This window comes from Streptomyces afghaniensis, from assembly GCF_044327915.1.
In the GTDB taxonomy this organism is placed as follows: Bacteria; Actinomycetota; Actinomycetes; order Streptomycetales; family Streptomycetaceae; genus Streptomyces; species Streptomyces afghaniensis.
Map to the genome: position 1 here is coordinate 170218 of NZ_JBIRGJ010000003.1, position 16347 is coordinate 186564.

General features: G+C 72.1%; 17 protein-coding genes. 6 read left to right on the plus strand and 11 right to left on the minus strand.

Annotation, left to right across the window (positions count from 1 at the left end):
• The first annotated feature begins 3 nt into the window (after window positions 1-3).
• Together ACH4G3_RS11350 and ACH4G3_RS11355 are read left to right on the plus strand one after the other, a co-directional pair.
• Window positions 4-741 carry a response regulator transcription factor gene (locus ACH4G3_RS11350; RefSeq protein ID WP_397624229.1) on the plus strand — a complete coding sequence of 246 codons (738 nt, stop codon included), beginning with the start codon at window positions 4-6 and terminating at the stop codon, window positions 739-741.
• Complete coding sequence (locus ACH4G3_RS11355) at window positions 738-2123, plus strand: sensor histidine kinase (RefSeq protein ID WP_397624230.1); 1386 nt, start codon at window positions 738-740, stop codon at window positions 2121-2123. Before ACH4G3_RS11350 ends, ACH4G3_RS11355 begins: the two co-directional genes overlap by 4 nt.
• Here the strand turns inward: ACH4G3_RS11355 and ACH4G3_RS11360 are convergent.
• The 6 genes from ACH4G3_RS11360 to ACH4G3_RS11385 all read right to left on the minus strand — a co-directional run bounded on the left by ACH4G3_RS11360 (window position 2089) and on the right by ACH4G3_RS11385 (window position 7036).
• The gene (locus tag ACH4G3_RS11360; RefSeq protein WP_397624231.1) at window positions 2089-2628 is read right to left on the minus strand and encodes an SgcJ/EcaC family oxidoreductase; all 540 of its coding nucleotides are present in this window, start codon (window positions 2626-2628) and stop codon (window positions 2089-2091) included. The two genes, ACH4G3_RS11355 and ACH4G3_RS11360, sit on opposite strands and share 35 nt — an antisense overlap.
• A gap of 114 nt (window positions 2629-2742) precedes the next feature.
• A complete protein-coding gene (locus ACH4G3_RS11365; RefSeq protein WP_397624232.1) occupies window positions 2743-4812 on the minus strand; it encodes an NB-ARC domain-containing protein in 2070 nt (689 codons plus the stop codon).
• On the minus strand, window positions 4809-5282 hold the full coding sequence (locus tag ACH4G3_RS11370; protein ID WP_397624233.1) for a hypothetical protein: 474 nt from the start codon (window positions 5280-5282) through the stop codon (window positions 4809-4811). The genes ACH4G3_RS11365 and ACH4G3_RS11370 overlap by 4 nt, the downstream gene beginning before the upstream one ends.
• 60 nt (window positions 5283-5342) lie before the next feature.
• A complete protein-coding gene (locus ACH4G3_RS11375; protein WP_397624234.1) occupies window positions 5343-6002 on the minus strand; it encodes a DUF5063 domain-containing protein in 660 nt (219 codons plus the stop codon).
• Window positions 5995-6594 (minus strand): recombination mediator RecR, encoded by a 600-nt coding sequence (gene recR / locus ACH4G3_RS11380; protein WP_030897911.1) that lies wholly within the window; start codon window positions 6592-6594, stop codon window positions 5995-5997. The genes ACH4G3_RS11375 and recR overlap by 8 nt, the downstream gene beginning before the upstream one ends.
• A gap of 100 nt (window positions 6595-6694) precedes the next feature.
• On the minus strand, window positions 6695-7036 hold the full coding sequence (locus ACH4G3_RS11385) for a YbaB/EbfC family nucleoid-associated protein (protein ID WP_397624235.1): 342 nt from the start codon (window positions 7034-7036) through the stop codon (window positions 6695-6697).
• 242 nt (window positions 7037-7278) lie between these two features.
• Here ACH4G3_RS11385 and ACH4G3_RS11390 point away from each other — a divergent pair, with 242 nt between their 5' ends.
• Window positions 7279-8034, plus strand: coding sequence for an SLATT domain-containing protein (locus ACH4G3_RS11390; RefSeq protein ID WP_397624236.1), 756 nt, complete (start codon window positions 7279-7281; stop codon window positions 8032-8034).
• A 15-nt stretch (window positions 8035-8049) separates the two neighbouring features.
• Here the strand turns inward: ACH4G3_RS11390 and ACH4G3_RS11395 are convergent, their stop codons facing one another.
• The 4 genes from ACH4G3_RS11395 to ACH4G3_RS11410 all read right to left on the minus strand — a co-directional run bounded on the left by ACH4G3_RS11395 (window position 8050) and on the right by ACH4G3_RS11410 (window position 12881).
• Window positions 8050-9594, minus strand: coding sequence for a substrate-binding domain-containing protein (locus ACH4G3_RS11395; protein ID WP_397624237.1), 1545 nt, complete (start codon window positions 9592-9594; stop codon window positions 8050-8052).
• A 130-nt stretch (window positions 9595-9724) separates the two neighbouring features.
• Window positions 9725-11728: a serine/threonine-protein kinase gene (locus ACH4G3_RS11400; RefSeq protein ID WP_397624238.1), complete on the minus strand. Its 2004-nt coding sequence runs from the start codon at window positions 11726-11728 to the stop codon at window positions 9725-9727.
• A gap of 80 nt (window positions 11729-11808) precedes the next feature.
• Entirely contained in the window at window positions 11809-12267 is a 459-nt protein-coding gene (locus ACH4G3_RS11405) for a MarR family winged helix-turn-helix transcriptional regulator (protein ID WP_397624239.1), read from the minus strand.
• Window positions 12264-12881, minus strand: a complete 618-nt coding sequence (locus ACH4G3_RS11410) for a type 1 glutamine amidotransferase family protein (RefSeq protein ID WP_397624240.1) — start codon at window positions 12879-12881, stop codon at window positions 12264-12266. The genes ACH4G3_RS11405 and ACH4G3_RS11410 overlap by 4 nt, the downstream gene beginning before the upstream one ends.
• Before the next feature lie 162 nt (window positions 12882-13043).
• On the opposite strand from ACH4G3_RS11410, the gene ACH4G3_RS11415 reads away from it, so the two are divergent.
• The 3 genes from ACH4G3_RS11415 (at window position 13044) to ACH4G3_RS11425 (ending at window position 16012) form a co-directional block, all read left to right on the plus strand.
• The gene (locus ACH4G3_RS11415; protein WP_397624241.1) at window positions 13044-14399 is read left to right on the plus strand and encodes an aspartate aminotransferase family protein; all 1356 of its coding nucleotides are present in this window, start codon (window positions 13044-13046) and stop codon (window positions 14397-14399) included.
• A gap of 139 nt (window positions 14400-14538) precedes the next feature.
• Complete coding sequence (locus ACH4G3_RS11420; RefSeq protein WP_397624242.1) at window positions 14539-15240, plus strand: GntR family transcriptional regulator; 702 nt, start codon at window positions 14539-14541, stop codon at window positions 15238-15240.
• A 121-nt stretch (window positions 15241-15361) separates the two neighbouring features.
• The gene (locus ACH4G3_RS11425; protein WP_031116037.1) at window positions 15362-16012 is read left to right on the plus strand and encodes a phospholipase D-like domain-containing protein; all 651 of its coding nucleotides are present in this window, start codon (window positions 15362-15364) and stop codon (window positions 16010-16012) included.
• 3 nt (window positions 16013-16015) lie between these two features.
• Here the strand turns inward: ACH4G3_RS11425 and ACH4G3_RS11430 are convergent, their stop codons facing one another.
• Window positions 16016-16306: a DUF3303 family protein gene (locus ACH4G3_RS11430; protein WP_397624243.1), complete on the minus strand. Its 291-nt coding sequence runs from the start codon at window positions 16304-16306 to the stop codon at window positions 16016-16018.
• Window positions 16307-16347 lie beyond the last annotated feature (41 nt).

Genomic DNA, 16347 nt, shown 5'->3' on the forward strand with positions numbered 1-16347 from the left:
CCTGTGCGCGTACTCCTGGTGGAAGACGATGAACCGGTCGCCGAGTCCCTCAGACGCGGCCTGAAGCGCTACGGCTTCGAGGTGGAGTGGGTCACCACGGGCCGGGCGGCGCTGGACCACACCGGCCCCTACGACGTCGTCCTGCTGGACCTCGGCCTGCCCGACACCGACGGCCTGGACGTCTGCAAGGCGCTGCGCGCACGCGGCGACGTCCCGATCATCGTGATCAGCGCCCGCAGCGACGAGACGGACCGGGTGGTGGGCCTGGAGATCGGCGCGGACGACTACGTCTCCAAGCCGTTCGGCGTCCGCGAGGTCATCGCCCGCATCCGGGCGGTCATGCGCCGCGCGCAGCCCCGCACTCCCGCCGCCGGGGCGCCCGGGAACGGCCCCGACCGCTACGGCCCCCGTCTGACCGTCGACCGCAAGGCGGCCCGGGTGCGGCTCGACGGCGAGGAGGTGGCCCTTGCTCCCAAGGAGTACGACCTGCTGGCCTTCCTCACTGAGGAGCCCGGGGCGCTGATGTCGCGCGAGCAGATCATGGAAGCGGTCTGGGACGCGAACTGGTTCGGGCCCACGAAGACGCTGGACGTGCACGTGGCGGCGCTGCGGCGGAAGCTCGCGGGCGCGATCACGATCGAGGCGGTGCGCGGGGTCGGCTTCCGGCTGGAGATCGTCGAGGACGGCGGCGGCGACAGGAACGGCGGCGGCGACGCGAGCACGGACAGCGCCGCCTCATGATCCGCCAGCTCGTCCGCAGCTACATCTTCCTCGTCGCGATCGCCATCGCCCTGTTCACGGTGCCGGTGGCCTTCTCCCTCACCTCCCAGCTGCGGGGCGACACCGAGGGATCCGTGGTGCGCGAGGCCAAGACCATGGCGCTGCTGCTGGCCAACGGCGACTCCACCTCGTGCGAGGCACTCCAGAAGATGGCCACCGCGTACGCCGCCGAGACGCCCGGCGACGTTCAGGTGACCGGAGCTCCGGGCTGCGCGCCGGACCTGCTCCGCCCGGAGCGGGACGCGGCCCTGACCGCGGCCCTGGACCGGAACGATCCCACGACCGACTGGGGCTCCTCCTTCATCTGGGGTCCCGAGCTGGTGATCACGGTCCCGGCCAGGGCGGCCGGCGAGGAACGGGCCGCCGGTGCCGTGCGCATCGTCTACTCGACGGACGAGATGACCGACCGCCTGTGGACGATCTGGGGTTTCCGGGCGGTCCTCGCGGTGCTGGTCCTCGTGGTGGCCGCCCTGCTCGGCGTGGGGGTGGCGCGGCGCCTCACCCGCCCGCTGCGCCAGCTCAACGACATGGCGAGCAAGTTCAGCGACGGCGACCTGACCGCCCGCTCCCCCGTGACGGGCCCGCCGGAGACCCAGACGCTGGCGCGCACCCTCAACCAGGGCGCGGAACGCCTGGACACGCTGGTCGCGGCCCAGCGCATCTTCGTGGCGGACGCCTCGCACCAGCTGCGCACGCCGCTCACGGCCCTGCGGCTGTCCCTGGACAACATCGCGGACGGTGTGGACGACGAGTTCGTACGGGAGGACGTGGAGCAGGCCACCGCCGAGGTCGTCCGGATGAACCGCCTGGTCAACGGCCTGCTGGTGCTGGCCCGGGCCGAGGCGAAGGTGACGGCCGCCGAGCCGCTCCCGCTGCTGGACATCGTGCGGGAGCGGCTCGCCGTGTGGAGGCCGGCCGCCGGCGAGCGCGGAGTCACCGTCGCGCTCAGGGGGAGTACCGACGGCCGGCCGTCTGTGCTGTCCAGCCCCGGTCATCTGGACCAGATGCTGGACAACGTGCTCTCCAACGCCCTGGAGGTCTCACCGGACGGCGGGACGATCACCGTGCGGGTGGATCCCCGGGGCGATGCGGTGGGGGTGTCGGTCCTGGACGAGGGACCCGGCATGTCGGACGCCGAGAAGTCCCGCGCCTTCGACCGCTTCTGGCGCGGCCAGGGACTGACCGGGAAGGGCGGCTCCGGTCTCGGTCTCGCCGTCGTCAAGCAACTCGCGACGGACGACGGCGGGACCGTGGCCCTGACGGACGCGCCCGGGGGCGGTCTGTGCGTGACCATCACCCTCCGGGCGGTCAGCTCTCGGGCATCTTCGAGGAGTGGTGGTTGACGATCAGCCACTTGCCGTCGGCCTGCTTCTCGTAGACGTACGTGTAGCGGGCCTTGACGGTGTTCTTCGCGCCCGTCTCGTGGTCGGTGAGCGCGAACTCGTACACACCGGTGTCGATGGCGGTGTCCCGGTCGAGAACGTTGACGACCGACTCGACCTTCGTGCCGGCCGGCTTGTTCTGGAGGAAGTGCTCGAAGTAGTCGACGATCTCGGCTCTGTCCGTACGGACGTTGTTCGAGACGGTCGGCAGCAGGACGGCGTCCTTCGCGTACAGGTCGGCGACCTTCCGCGGGTCACCGGTCTGCAGCGCCGCGTTCCACTGGTCGAAGAGTCCGAGCACCTGGGCCTTGGTGGCCGTCTTGGCGGACTTCTTCCCGGAGGCGCCGCGCGAGTCGGCTCCGGCGACTCCGGCACCGACGGCGAAGGTGCCGGCGGCGAGGACGGCGACGGCGGTGGTGACGGCGACGCGCTTGCGTATGGACGGGGCTGCGAGGCGACGGGTCATCTTCATCTCCGGTGAGTTCGAGGGGAGTTGCTGAAGTGACTCCAGACTCGCGTTTCACCGGTTAGGGGCCGTGCAGGTGTCGTACAGGGGACGTCCAGGATGCGGCCAACTCGCTCAACGTGAGGTGTCCGTCACGTCGAGCAAGGGTGCGAACTCCTGGCGGAGCCGCCGTACATGGGGCACGTCGCCGAGCACGCTTTCCCAGTCGGCGAGCAGGGGGATGAGCACCTGGCGGGCGTGTGCGGGGTCGCCCGCCGCCTGCCAGAGGAACCGGACGAACCAGGTGCGGGTGGTCAGGGCGTACCTGTCCGTCGCCCCACGGCTGCGGATGTTGCTCTCCACGAGCTCGGCGTACATGGCCGTGGCCCCCGCGATGTCGCCCACCAGCCGCCTTGTCCATGCCAGGTGGAGCCGGAGATGGAGGCAGACGGCGCTGTCCCGGCCCGTGGCGGCCACTGCCCTGGGGAGCAGCCTCTCCAGCGCCTCGCAGGCCTGCGCCGCGTGCCGGTCGGGATCCTTCGAGGCCGCGTCCGCCAGCGCCGAGGCCCGGGCCGACCAGGCGCGCAGAGCCGCGTAGGCGTCACGACCCAGCACGCGCTCGGCCTTCTTGGCGTTCCTCTCCGCGAGCGCCAGTCCGTCCCTCAGACGTCCCGCCCCCGACAGCGCCCGGGCCAGTTCCGTCCTCGCCTCGAAGGTCCGTTCGTCGCGGCGCCCGAACACCCGCCTGTGGTCGGTCACGTTCCGCTCGAGCAACCCGACCTCGCGTTCCTTGTCACCGGCGACCCCGTACGACTGGGCCAGATCCCTGCGCACACGGAGTGTGACCTCGCCATGAGGGCCGTACACGCGCTGCGCCGCCGCCAGGGCTCTCTTGTGGAGCGCGATGGCGCGGGTGACGTCGAGATGGGTATAGCTGAGCCCGCTCGACTCGAACAGCCAGACCTCGTTCTCTTCGTCGTCCTCCGGTGCCACGTGCGAGGCCAGCGCGTCGACATGGGTGAGCCACCGGAGCTCAGCGGCCATGTCGCGCGTCTTCGAACCGAGCAGCAGCTTGGCAGCGCCGTGGGCGGATTCCGCTTCCTCCGCCCGTGTCACCGCCTGCACCAGCCGGTGCACGGAGATCGTGCCGTCGTCGTGCAGCGAGATCATGCTGTACGCAGCCAGCCGCCGGACGGCGTCCGTGACCTCGACCGGGCTGCCCAACGGCTCCAGATACGTCCGCGGAATCCCTTCCGGCGCCCACCATGCGATGGCCCGCAGGATCGCTCCCGCGAGCGGCGTGTCCGAGAGCCGGTCGAGTGTCATACGCCAGATCCGGGCGACCGTGCGCTCCCCTTCGGCCCCCTCCGCCGACTGCGCGAAGACCTCCCCGGGGTACTCCCCCAGCAGCTCCCGGTACCGCCCGGGTGCGATTCCGGCCTCGGCGCAGTAGGCCGCCGCCTGTTCCACGGCCAGGGGCAGGCAGCCCAGTTCCCGGCACAGTTCGGTGACGTCAGCGTCCTCGCCGTGACCGCTGATGCGGCCGAACAGCTCGACGGCCTCGTCCAGTTGGAGGACGTCCAGCGACAGCGGCTCCGCGATGCCGTGCCACCCGGTCGCCCGCCGCGTGGTGATGAGGAAACGGCCGCCTGCCGCTCTGGCCAGGAGGGGCCTGACGTCGTTCGGGGACGTGACGTTGTCGAGCACGACCAGCCAGCCCTCGTGCGCCGCGAGCCACTGCACGGCCCGCTCCCGCAGCGCGTCCCGGGACTGTACGTCCCGCAGGGCGGGCCGGAGGGCGACGGCGAGGTCGGCGAGCCCGGCGTCGAGGTCGGCGGGGGTCTCGGCGTTGATCCACCACACCGGGTTGAAGACGTCCGTACGCCCTGCCGCCCAGCGCGCGGCGAGCGTCGACTTGCCGATGCCGCCCAGCCCGTGAACGGCTTGGACGACCACGCCGCCGGTCGATCGCAACGCCTGGTCGAGCAGGGCGAGTTCCCGGGCTCGCCCGACGAACAGGGCTGCCGCGTCGGGCAGGTTGGCCAGCCCCGGCGGCGCGGCGTCGGGCAGGGCGAAGGCCTCCGGCGGCAGGGTGAACGACTTCTCCGCGTACATCGCGACCGAGCCGTCCCCGGAGAGCGCCTGGCGGATGCCGTGCCCGGCGGCGATGGAGCGGTCGCCGGAGGCCTCCGCCGACGTGCTCATGTGTCTCCCGTAGAGGCGGAGCCGATGTCACCGCCCGCGGCGATGGAACGCTCGCCGGAGGCGGTGACGTTCCGGGGCTGCGGCGGCGTGGAAGAGGGCGGGGGCTGGGCCGAAGGGTTCGCCGGCGGGGCGGGGGCGGGGGTTCCCGGGCCGTCGCCGGTCGACACCGTACCGATGTTCCCGCCGGCGGCTACGGACCTCGTACCGCTCGCGTTCACCGTCGTACCAGAAGTACCGGTGGCACCAGAAGCACCAGAAGCACCACCGGAAGTACCGGACGTACCCGCCGAGCTCTGGAACCCGGCGTACACCGCGAGCGCCAGGCCGATCAGCGCGGCGACGCCGCCGGCCACGCTCGCCCAGGGATCCGCCGCCTCGACGTCCAGGACGGCGCCGACGACGAGCCCCAGGGCCCCGGCGGCGCAGAGCCCGATGCCCGTCCACATCAATGCCTTCGACTGACCGGTCATACGGCCATCATCGCGCCCGGGGACGGGCTGTGGTGTGAAAAGCCGTCGGGGCGGGGGCGGTTACTTGGCCGGGCGCAGGCCCAGCGGGCCCGCGATCTCCTCCGCCATCACCCTGCCCGCCTCGATCTCCAGGGTGTCGTCGCCCATGTCCTGGTCCGTGTCGAGGCCGTCGAGTTCGGCCAGGGGCTGGTTCAGGCGGACGTGGGCGAGGACCGACTGCAGGGCCCGGAGGGTCGCGGAGGCGGTGGAGCCCCAGTTGGAGAAGTAGGAGAACTGCCACCACCAAAGCGCCTCCGTGGTGCGGCCCGCCCGGTAGTGGACCATGCCGTGGCGCAGGTCGGTGATGACATCGGTGAGGTCGTCGGAGATCCGGGCCGGGACCGGAGCCTTGCGGGGCTCGTAGGGGTCGAAGACCTCGGAGTAGACGTCGATGGGGTCGAGGAGGCGGGCCAGGTTCTCGCGGAGTTCGTCGACGTCCGGCTCGGGACCCGGGTCGGGCTCGTAGCGCTCGTCGGGCACGATGTCCTCGTGCGCGCCGAGACGGCCGCCGGCCAGGAGGAGCTGGGAGACCTCCAGGAGCAGGAAGGGGACGGCCGATTCCGGCTCGTCGGCCTTCGCGATCTCCGTGACGGCGACCAGGAAGCTCTCGACCTGGTCCGCGATCTGGACGGCGAAGTCGTCCGGGTTCTGGTCGGTCGCGTGCAGCGTGGCGTCAGACATCTAGGAGTCGTCTCCCCTCGAAGGCGCGACCGAGGGTCACCTCGTCCGCGTATTCCAGGTCGCCACCCACCGGGAGGCCGCTGGCCAGGCGGGTGACCTTCAGGCCCATGGGCTTGATCATGCGGGCGAGGTACGTGGCGGTCGCCTCGCCTTCGAGATTGGGGTCCGTGGCGAGGATGAGCTCCGTGACCGTGCCGTCGGCCAGGCGGGCCAGGAGTTCCCTGATCCGCAGGTCGTCCGGCCCGACCCCGTCGATCGGGCTGATCGCGCCGCCCAGGACGTGGTACCGGCCCCGGAACTCGCGCGTGCGCTCGATCGCCACGACGTCCTTCGGTTCCTCGACGACGCAGATGACGGCGGGATCGCGGCGGGCGTCGCGGCAGATGTTGCACAGCTCCTCCTGCGCGACGTTGCCGCAGGTCGCGCAGAAGCGGACCTTCGCCTTGACCTCCATGAGGGCCTGGGCGAGGCGCCGTACGTCCGTGGGCTCCGCCTGCAGGATGTGGAAGGCGATCCGCTGGGCGCTCTTCGGACCGACGCCGGGCAGCCGCCCCAGCTCGTCGATCAGGTCCTGGACCACGCCTTCGTACAACGGACTGCCTTTCCTGGGTCATCGAGGTCGTTCGCGCCGTACGGCCTTCCCGTACGTACCGTAGTTGTCAGCCGCCCGTCCGAGGAAGGCGGCGGGCGTCTCAGAACGGCAGACCGGGGATACCGCCGCCGCCCAGACCCTGCGCGAGCGGGCCCAGCTTCTGCTGCTGGAGCGCCTGCGCGTTCTCGTTGGCCGCCTGCACCGCTGCCACGACCAGGTCGGCGAGGGTCTCGGCGTCTTCCGGATCCACCGCCTTCGGGTCGATCTTCAGGTTGCGCAGCTCGCCGGCGCCGGTGACGGTCGCGGTCACGAGGCCGCCGCCCGCCTGGCCGTCGACCTCCGTCTGCGCCAGTTCCTCCTGCGCCTGTGCCAGGTCCTGTTGCATCTTCTGGGCCTGCTGGAGCAGCTGCTGCATATTGGGCTGGCCACCACCGGGGATCACGATCAGCTCCTTGCTCGGTACGGGTTTTCCCGTTCGGCACGAGCCTACGTGGTCGGGCCTGCCGTCGCCCCAGCACTCTTTCGAGTGAGTTCACCTCGCGCCCTATAACTGATCAAGGAATACTTCCGGGCGGAAAAGCGGCGAAAGCTACATCTCGCCACCCGTTGGGGGGTAGGAAGGGTCCGGCGCGTGTGCGTCGTGTGTGTCGCTTGTCACGCAGCGTGGTCAGTTGGGAGTGCCGGGTGGGTCAGCCGGAGATGCAGCCCGAGGGGCCGCCACAGGACGGACGGGGCGAGAGGGCGGCCCGGCTGGGGCCGGGCGATCTGACCGGGCGGGCCTTTCCGCTCGGGGACTGGGGGGAGCCGGCGGTCCGGCTGGACGAGTTGTACCGGTGGGTGGAGCGCGGGGCGCTGCAGACGGCGGCCTGGTATCTCGAGGACCGGGTGTGGAAGCGGCGGGGCGCGCGGGTGCTGCGCGGTGGGGCCGCGGCCGGGGCGGTCACCGGGGTCGCGCTGCCCCTGCTGGATCTGACCGGGGCCGCGGGCGGGATCGCGCCCTGGGGGTGCCTGGCGCTGCTGCTGGGGGTGGCGTGTGTCGCCGTCGACCGGTACTTCGGGGTGACGTCGGGGTGGATGCGGGACGTGGCCACCGCGCAGGCCGTGCAGCGGCGGTTGCAGGCGCTTCAGTTCGACTGGGCGGCGGAGTGCGTGCGGGAGGTCCTGGGGCCGGCGGAGGGCACGGCGAGTGAGGCGGCGGAGCGGTGTCTCGGGGTGCTGCGGAGATTCTCCGAGGACGTGAGTGAGCTGGTGCGCGGGGAGACGGCGGAGTGGGTGGGGGAATTCCGGAGCGGGGGTGCGCCCGTGGGGTCGCAGGCGGTGGCGTTCCCCGGGGGTGGGCGCGGCGCCGAGGCGGGGGGTTTCAACGGGCGGTTCTCCGTGCCCCCGTCGGGGGGCGCGCGGCCGAACATGCCCCGGCAGCGGCCGCCGGAGCCCAGATGACCGGTGGACCGAGGTTCAGTCCTGCGCGCACAGGGTCAGGCCCTCGGGTGTCCAGCACGGCAGGTGGCCGTGCGTGCGGATGACGTCCTGGCCGTTGCCGCGGGCGAGGTAGGTGAGGAAGCTCGACGCCAGGGAGTCGGCCGGGGGGCGGCCGTAGGTGTAGGCGTACTCGATCTCGCGGTAGGGGTAGTCGCTCGTGCCGTCTTCGATGGCGTCGGCGGAGGCGGGGTCGCCGTCCAGGCGCAGGGAGTGCAGGCCCTTGGCGCGCGCGGCCAGGTTGAGTTCGCTGTAGCCGATGGCGCCCGGCAGGTCGGCGACCGTGGTCAGCACCTGGTCCGTCGAGTCGAGTTCGCAGCGGATGACGGCCGCCGTCGGGTCGTCCTTGTGGACGCAGTCGACGGAGGAGTTGGCGATCTCGCCGCGTCCCAGCACCCGGCGCTGGAACACCTGTCTCGTGCCGGAGTTGGCGTCCCGGCTGACCAGGTGGACGGGCAGGTCGGGGCCGCCGAGCTGCCGCCAGTTGCGGATCTCGCCCCGGTAGAGGCGCCGTACGTCGTTCGTGGACAGGTTCGTCAGGCGTACGTCGTCGTTGACCACGAGCGCGAAGACCGACACCGCCACCCTGTTCTCGCGCAGTTCGGGCAGGCCGGCCGGCTTGGGACCGTCCGACAGGGCGACCACCGGCGGTGAGCCCTGCCCGTCCCGCCCCGCCTGCGCGCCGGCCGCCGCGAGCTCCCGTATCCCGGCCGTCGAGCCGTGCGTGTCCACGTCGATGACCGGGTCGCCGCCGCAGTCCCGCTCGTACCTCCCGGCCACCTCGCGCAGCACGGGCGCGAACGCGGTCGAGCCGGTGAGGGTGAGCCTGCCGCCCGCGCAGCCGATCGGGGGCGGAGTGTCGTCCTGGGCGACGACGATCGCCGCCAGGGTGACCACGCACAGCGTGAGCATGATGGTGATCAGCCGGGCGGCCCGGCTGAACAGCGGTGGCGTGTCGTCCGGGGCGGCGGCGCGGTTGGGGCGCACCTCGCCCTCCCGCAGGCCCCCGGTCAGCCGCACCTCCCGGCCCACGTCGCCGCCGGACAGCAGCACGAGAAGTTTGAAGTAGTCGCCGCGGTTGAGCGGGACGCGCGGGATGCGCAGCGTGTTGTCCTCGTAGCCGAAGCCCCGGGCCGCGGTGAAGTGGTCCATGAGGTGCTCGGTGTCGGAGGGCTGGGTGACCGAGACCCCGCGGATGGTGCGGTCGGTGAACACCGCGGTGAGGCCGTGGACTTCGGGGCCCGTGTAGTCGTCGCGGTCGATGGCCAGTGAGCCGTCGTTCTCGATGCGCAGCAGGACCAGGGTCGCGTCCGTCATGTCGGGCGCCTCGTCGAACAGCCCGAGTCTGCGGTTGGCGCGGCCCGAGCGCACGTCGTCGCCGATGGGGTTGTCCATCTGCACGCGGTAGCCGATCCTCTTGCGGCGCGGCACCCGGCGTTCGTACCAGACCATGACGCCCGAGGCGATGATGCCGAGGACGGCCGTCGCCACGGCCACGAGGTTCTCCGCGCTCAGCCACTCCACCGTCGGTGCCCCCGCCGCCGCCCGGACGATTCGATCGTCTGGTCACCGTACGGCCGTGCGAGCGCCTCTCCGGTTTTCGTCGGCCGGAATTCGCCCAACGTTCAACCGCCTCGCGTCCACGAGGAGTTGGTCACTGCCTCGTGTACGTCAGCCGCTCCCCGCTGCTGGTGTTCACGCGCTGCAGCGTGCCGTCCGGCAGGAGGGTCACCTCGGTGGCCGCGCCCGGGCTGCAGGCGGTGCGCGGCTGCCCGACCTTGACGGTGGACGGGCCGATCTTCAGCGCGCCGTCGGCGCCGGGTTCCGCGGTCAACCGGCCCTCGAACACGCAGTGGTAGGTGCCGCCGCCCTTGGTCGGGCCGTCGGCCACGAGGGACAGGACCGTGTCGCCCGGGTCGCCCTGCTGGATGGTGAGCGAACGGCTGTGCTCGCCGTCGGCGTTGTCGATGGTCGTGCTCCAGGTGCCGAGGTACCCGGTCGGGATCGTGCCGTCCGCCGGGGAGGGGGAGATGTCCGGCTGCGAGGTCGTCGGCGACGGGCCCGGGGTGGTCGGGGCCGCGTCCGTGCTGTGCGTGGGGCCGGGGCCGCCTTCGGCCCGGTCGCCGCCCTGCATCAGGGCGTACACCGACCCGCCCGCGGCGAGCGCGACGACCAGGGCGATCACCACGAGCAGCGCGGTGGAACGGCCGTCTCTTCCCCGCTGCGGCTGTGGCGGGCCGTACGGCGGGGTCGTGCCGTACGGCGGCGGTCCGTAGGGCGGGGTGGAGCCGAGGCCGCCGTAGGCGGGGTGGTACGGCGGAGCGGCCCCCGGGGTGCCGGGGGCGCCGGGCTGGGGGTGCTGCTGGGGGTAGCCGTACGCCGGGTACGGAGGCGGCTGCATCTGCGGCTGCGGTTGCGGTTGCGGTTGCGGTTGCGGCTGGGACGGGGTGCCCGTGCCCGGGAGTTGCCGGGGCGCCGGGGGCGCGTTCTGACCGGCGACCATGGTGGGCAGATGGTTCACCGGCGGACCCTCGCCAGGCAGGCCCGGCGGGGGCGGGCCGGGGGCCGCGGCGGGTGCCGTCGCGGGGGCCGGGGGCAGCGCGGGGCGCGGCGACGACTCGTCGGCGGCGGGGGCGTGTTCGGGGGTGGGGCCGGGGCCGGGGTTCTCGTCAGGGCCGGAACCCCGCTGCTCGGCAGGCGACCCGGGAGAATCCGCTCCCTCGGCGGAGCCGGCCCCCTCCGGGTCCTCCGCGTCCAGCAGCCGCACCGCGTGCCGGCCGAGCTGGGCGACCAGGGCACTCGGGAGCCAGGGGTCGAGGGCGCGGCCGTCGGAGACCGTGTCGTCCACACCCGTGCGTTCCAGGACGCGGTCGAGGGACGGGCGTGCGGCGGGGTCCTTGCGCAGGCAGTCGCGGACCAGGTCGGCGATGCCCTCGGGGACGCCCTCCAGGTCCGGTTCCTCCTGGGCGATGCGGAACATCAGGGCGTGCACGCCGCTGTTGGCGGTGCCGAAGGGCAGGGCGCCGGTGGCGGCGTAGGCGAGGACCGAGCCGAGGCAGAAGACGTCGCACGCCGGGGTGATGCGGTCGCCGCGCACCTGCTCGGGCGCCATGAAACCGGGCGATCCGACGAGCGCGCCGGTGCGGGTGAGCCCGCCGTCCGTCACGGTCTGCAGGGCCCGGGCGATACCGAAGTCGATGACGCGCGGGCCGTCGATGGTGACCAGGACGTTGGACGGTTTGAGGTCGCGGTGGACGATGCCGGCCGCGTGGATGTCCTTGAGCGCGTGCGCGAGGCCGGCCGCGAGGATGCGGACCGTCCGCTCGGGCAGGGCACCGTGGTCGTGCCCGACGACCTGCTGGAGGCTCGGCCCGGCGACGTACCCGGTGGCCACCCAGGGCACCGCCGCCTCGGTGTCCGCGTCCAGCACCGGCGCCGTCCAGTACCCGCCGACCCGCCGCGCGGCCTGCACCTCCTGCCGGAAGCGCTCCCGGAACTCCTCCTGCGCGGCCAGTTCCTCGCGCACGAGTTTCACAGCGACCGTACGGCCCCGCTCCGAGCGGGCCAGATACACGTGCCCCATGCCGCCCGCACCGAGCCGCGCCAGCAGCCGGTAGGCACCAATGCGCTGCGGATCCCCAGGCCCCAGCTTCTCCATCGCTCAGCCGCCTTCCCCCCACACGCGAGCAATAGATCGAGAATAGTGCGGGGCCCGGGCGTGGCAGGCCCGAACGACGTCTACGGTTCCGTAACAGGCCGTCCCACCTCGTCGAGCACCTTCGACAGCCGTTCCAGTACCTGCACCGCCTCCGCCAGGTCCGCCTCCCCGAACGCCTCCGTCAGCCGGTCGGCGAAGGCCGCGTGCCCGGGGTCGATACGGGCGATCGCCGCACGCCCCTCGCCGGTCGGTGCGAGGAGCTTGGCGCGGCGGTGCGCGGGGTTCGGCCGGTACTCGGCGAGCCCGCGCTCCACCAGCAGGTCGGCGATGCGCTGCACGCTCTGCCGTGTGATGCCCATGGCGCGGGCGATGCCGGAGACGGGCAGCGGCTCCCCCAGGACCGCGCCGAGCACCTGCCACCAGGCGGCGGTGAGTCCCGCGGGACGGGCCAGTTCCTCCGCCACGGCGAGGAACTGGCCGTTCAGCCGGAACACCCCGAGGGCGCTGCGGCTGAGCAGGTCCTGACGCTCCCGGCTCATGCCGCCCCGGCCTTCTCCAGCACGGCGTACGCCGCCGCGTCGGAGTCGTGGAACAGCCGGTACCAGGCGTCGAGCACCTCGCCCTCGTACACCCCGAGCAGCCGGAAGACCTCCCGGGCGAAGGCGACGGGCTCGGTCGGGCCGGCGGTGACCAGGTTTCCGTCGGTGACGGCGTCGGTCTCGACGTAGCGCCCGCCGCCCGCGTAGCCGGTCGCGGCCAGGTAGAAGGAGACCGCGCTGGTGTGGTCGCGGTCGTCGAGCACGCCCTCCCGGGCGAGTCCGGCGGTGGCGCCGCAGATCGCGGCGACGGGCACGCCCGCGTCGAGGAACGCCCGGGCCTTGCGGGCGAAGGGCGCGAGGTCGCCGGAGGTGTCCCAGAGGTCGGCGCCCGGGAGGATCAGCAGGGAGCTGTCCTCGGGCCGTACGTCGTCCAGGGCCGTGTCGGGCTGGATGCGCAGTCCGCCGATGCTGGTGACCTGGTCCGTGGACGGGCCTACCGTCCGGATCCGGTACCCGGCGCGGGCGAGATGGGCCGTGGCGTGGCCCGTCTCCCAGTCGGCGAGGGTGTCGTAGACGGCGAGATGGACGGGCTTGCGTTCTGCGGTGGCGTTCATGGTTCCTCCTCGGGACCCTGTGCCGTATGACAACATGCTGACATCTCGACAGCACCCTGTCAATGGATTCCGCCTCGCCTGGACAACCTGTCGCGGAATGCCGCCGACGGCAGACAGGCCGCCGATTTCACCGCCCTCTCCCCCGCGCCTACGCTCGCCCGCATGACCCCTCAGCCGAACCCCGAAGCCGGTGCCGCCGTCAAGGCCGCCGACCGTGACCATGTGTTCCACTCCTGGTCCGCTCAGGAGCTCATCGACCCGCTCGCCGTCGCCGGGGCGGAGGGGTCGTACTTCTGGGACTACGACGGCCGGCGCTACCTCGACTTCTCCAGCGGGCTCGTCTACACGAACATCGGCTACCAGCACCCCAGGGTCGTGGCCGCGATCCAGGAGCAGGCGGCGAGGATGACGACCTTCGCGCCCGCCTTCGCGATCGAGGCCCGGTCGGAGGCGGCCCGGCTGATCGCCGAGCGGACCCCGGGCGACCTGGACAAGATCTTCTTCACCAACGGCGGTGCCGACGCCGTCGAGCACGCGATACGGATGGCCCGGCTGCACACGGGCCGCCCGAAGGTGCTCTCGGCGTACCGCTCGTACCACGGCGGTACGCAGCAGGCCGTGAACATCACCGGTGACCCGCGCCGCTGGGCCTCCGACAGCGGCACCGCCGGGGTCGTGCACTTCTGGGCGCCCTACCTCTACCGCTCCCGCTTCTACGCTGAGACCGAGGAGCAGGAGTGCGCGCGGGCGCTGGAGCACCTGGAGACGACGATCGCCTTCGAGGGGCCCTCGACCGTCGCGGCGATCATCCTGGAGACGATCCCGGGGACGGCCGGGATCATGGTCCCGCCGCCCGGCTATCTCGCCGGGGTGCGGGAGCTGTGCGACAAGTACGGGATCGTCTTCGTCCTGGACGAGGTCATGGCCGGGTTCGGGCGGACCGGTGAGTGGTTCGCGGCCGACCTGTTCGACGTGACGCCCGACCTGCTGACCTTCGCCAAGGGCGTGAACAGCGGGTACGTGCCGCTGGGCGGGGTCGCGATCTCCGGCGCGATCGCGGAGACCTTCGGGAAGCGGCCGTACCCCGGCGGTCTGACGTACTCCGGGCATCCGCTGGCGTGCGCCGCCGCCGTCGCGACGATCAACGTCATGGCGGAGGAGGGCGTCGTCGAGAACGCGGCCCGGCTGGGCGCGTCCGTCGTCGGTCCGCAGCTGCGCGAGCTGGCCGCGCGGCACCCGAGCGTGGGCGAGGTGCGCGGCGTCGGGATGTTCTGGGCGCTGGAGCTGGTGCGGAACAGGGAGACGCGCGAGCCGCTGGTGCCGTACAACGCGGCCGGGGAGGCGAACGCGCCGATGGCCGCCTTCGCCGCCGCCGCGAAGCGCAGCGGACTGTGGCCGTTCGTGAACATGAACCGGACGCATGTGGTGCCGCCCTGCACCGTCACCGAGGCGGAGCTCAAGGAGGGTTTCGCGGCCCTGGACGCGGCGCTGTCAGTGGCGGACGAATACACGCGGTAAACAGCTGTCATCCCGCCGGCAGCCGACCATAACCCGTCAGTAGCCGACCACCTCGAACCTCGTTCGAACGCGTAGGGTGGCGTGGCCGTAGACATATACGTGCACGCCACCCGAACGCGACGAGGGAGACGCCCTGACCATGCCCCGCAGCTCCGGCAACGGCGCCGTCACGCGCAGCACCCTGCGGCAGCAGATCGCGGACGCGCTTCGTGACGAGGTACTGGCGGGGCGGCTCCAGCCGGGGCAGGAGTTCACGGTCAAGGAGATCGCCGACCAGTACGGGGTGTCCGCCACGCCGGTCCGGGAGGCGCTGGTCGACCTCTCCGCGCAGGGGCTCCTCGACGCCGACCAGCACCGCGGCTTCCGCGTCCGCGAGTACTCGGCCGAGGACTTCCGCGGCATGATCGAGGCCCGCGACCTGGTCATCGAGGGGATGTTCCACGCCCTCACCACCGGGCAGCACGCCTCCGGGCAGCCCGGCGACCCGCGGGTCGCCGCCGTGCTCGCCGGGGTCCGGCGCCGCGGCGAGGAGGCGCAGCGGGCCGCCGCGGCCGGCGACCTCACCGTCCTCATCGGCTACGACCTGCGCTTCTGGCGCGAGCTCGCCGCCCTCTTCGGCAACCCCTACCTCGCCGACTTCCTGCACCGGCTGCGCGTGCAGACCTGGGTGTGCGCGGTGCAGCACCTGCGCCGGCTCAGGGACCTGCGGGGCGAGCTGTGGGCCGGCCACACCGAGCTGGTCGACGCCCTGGGCGCCCGCGACACCGACACCGCCCGGGCGATCATCGACGGCTACAACGCCCACTCCATCGCCCTGATCGAGCGCCTCGCCTCAGGATGACCTGCGTCGCATCTGTCGGTATGGGTATGGGACATGCACGGCAGGAGCCGCTTTACGTGCCGCACCGATACCCTTCTGACCACCGCGCCACCGACCCACCGAGCTGAGCGAGGAGCCTTCTTTGGCCTGTGACCTGTGGCTGGTACCGCTCGTCGACGTGTTGTGCCACACGCCGGACAACCCGTTCGCCGAGGAACTCGCGCAATACAACAAGGTGCTCGCCGAGGCCGGGCTGCCGCCGGTGCCGGTGTACCAGTACATGCCGGGGCTGTCGGGCGACGTCGCCCCGGTGGCCGGCTTCGACTACGACGCGCTGCACTTCCTGCGCCGCGCCTACCTGCTCCAGGTGTGCGGCCTGCCGGTGACGCCCGTGGACGAACTCGGCGGCGACTACGAGCAGTTGCTGGAGATGTTCGAGTCGACGGCCCAACAGTCGCACCTCGTCTGGCACTACGACCACGCGGGCGCGTACGTCCCCGTCGACTTCCCCAGCCCGCTCGCCGACGACGAACTCCTCGCGGGCGGCGGTCCGCTGGGCTCCTCCCACGCCCTGCTGCGGGAGCTTGAGCTGGTCGCCCCGGCCATCGGCATCGACCCGGCCAACCCGCCGGCCGCTCCCCAACCGCCGCTCGTGCCCACGGAGCTGGAGGAACCCGCCGTTCCGGCCCCGTACGATCCCAGCCCCTTCGCCCGGGAACGCCACGTCTGGCTCGGTCTGCACGCGGCCGTGACGCGGAGTCTGGCCCAGGGGTCGATGATCGTGTTCAGCTGAGGGTCAGCGCAGCTGGGACAGCCCCTTCTGGAGGTCGTCGCCGTTCATGACCGGGCAGACCTCGATCTCGGCGTTGAGGTCGGTGAAGAACGGTTCCAGCGCGGGAGGCATCTGGGAGCTGTCCTGCATGTCGAAGACCAGGAAGCAGGTCCTGCGACCGCCCAGGGGGGCGAAGTAGGCCGCCTCCGGCCTGAGCTTCTCCATGGCTTCCTGGATGACCTGCGGCATCTTGCCGGCCCGGATCACCTCGTTGCCCTTTTCCGTGTCCAGGGTCGCCTTGAGCATCACCCGCATGGCACTCACCTTCTTCTGGTCGAAGCACGCGGGGTATGTAT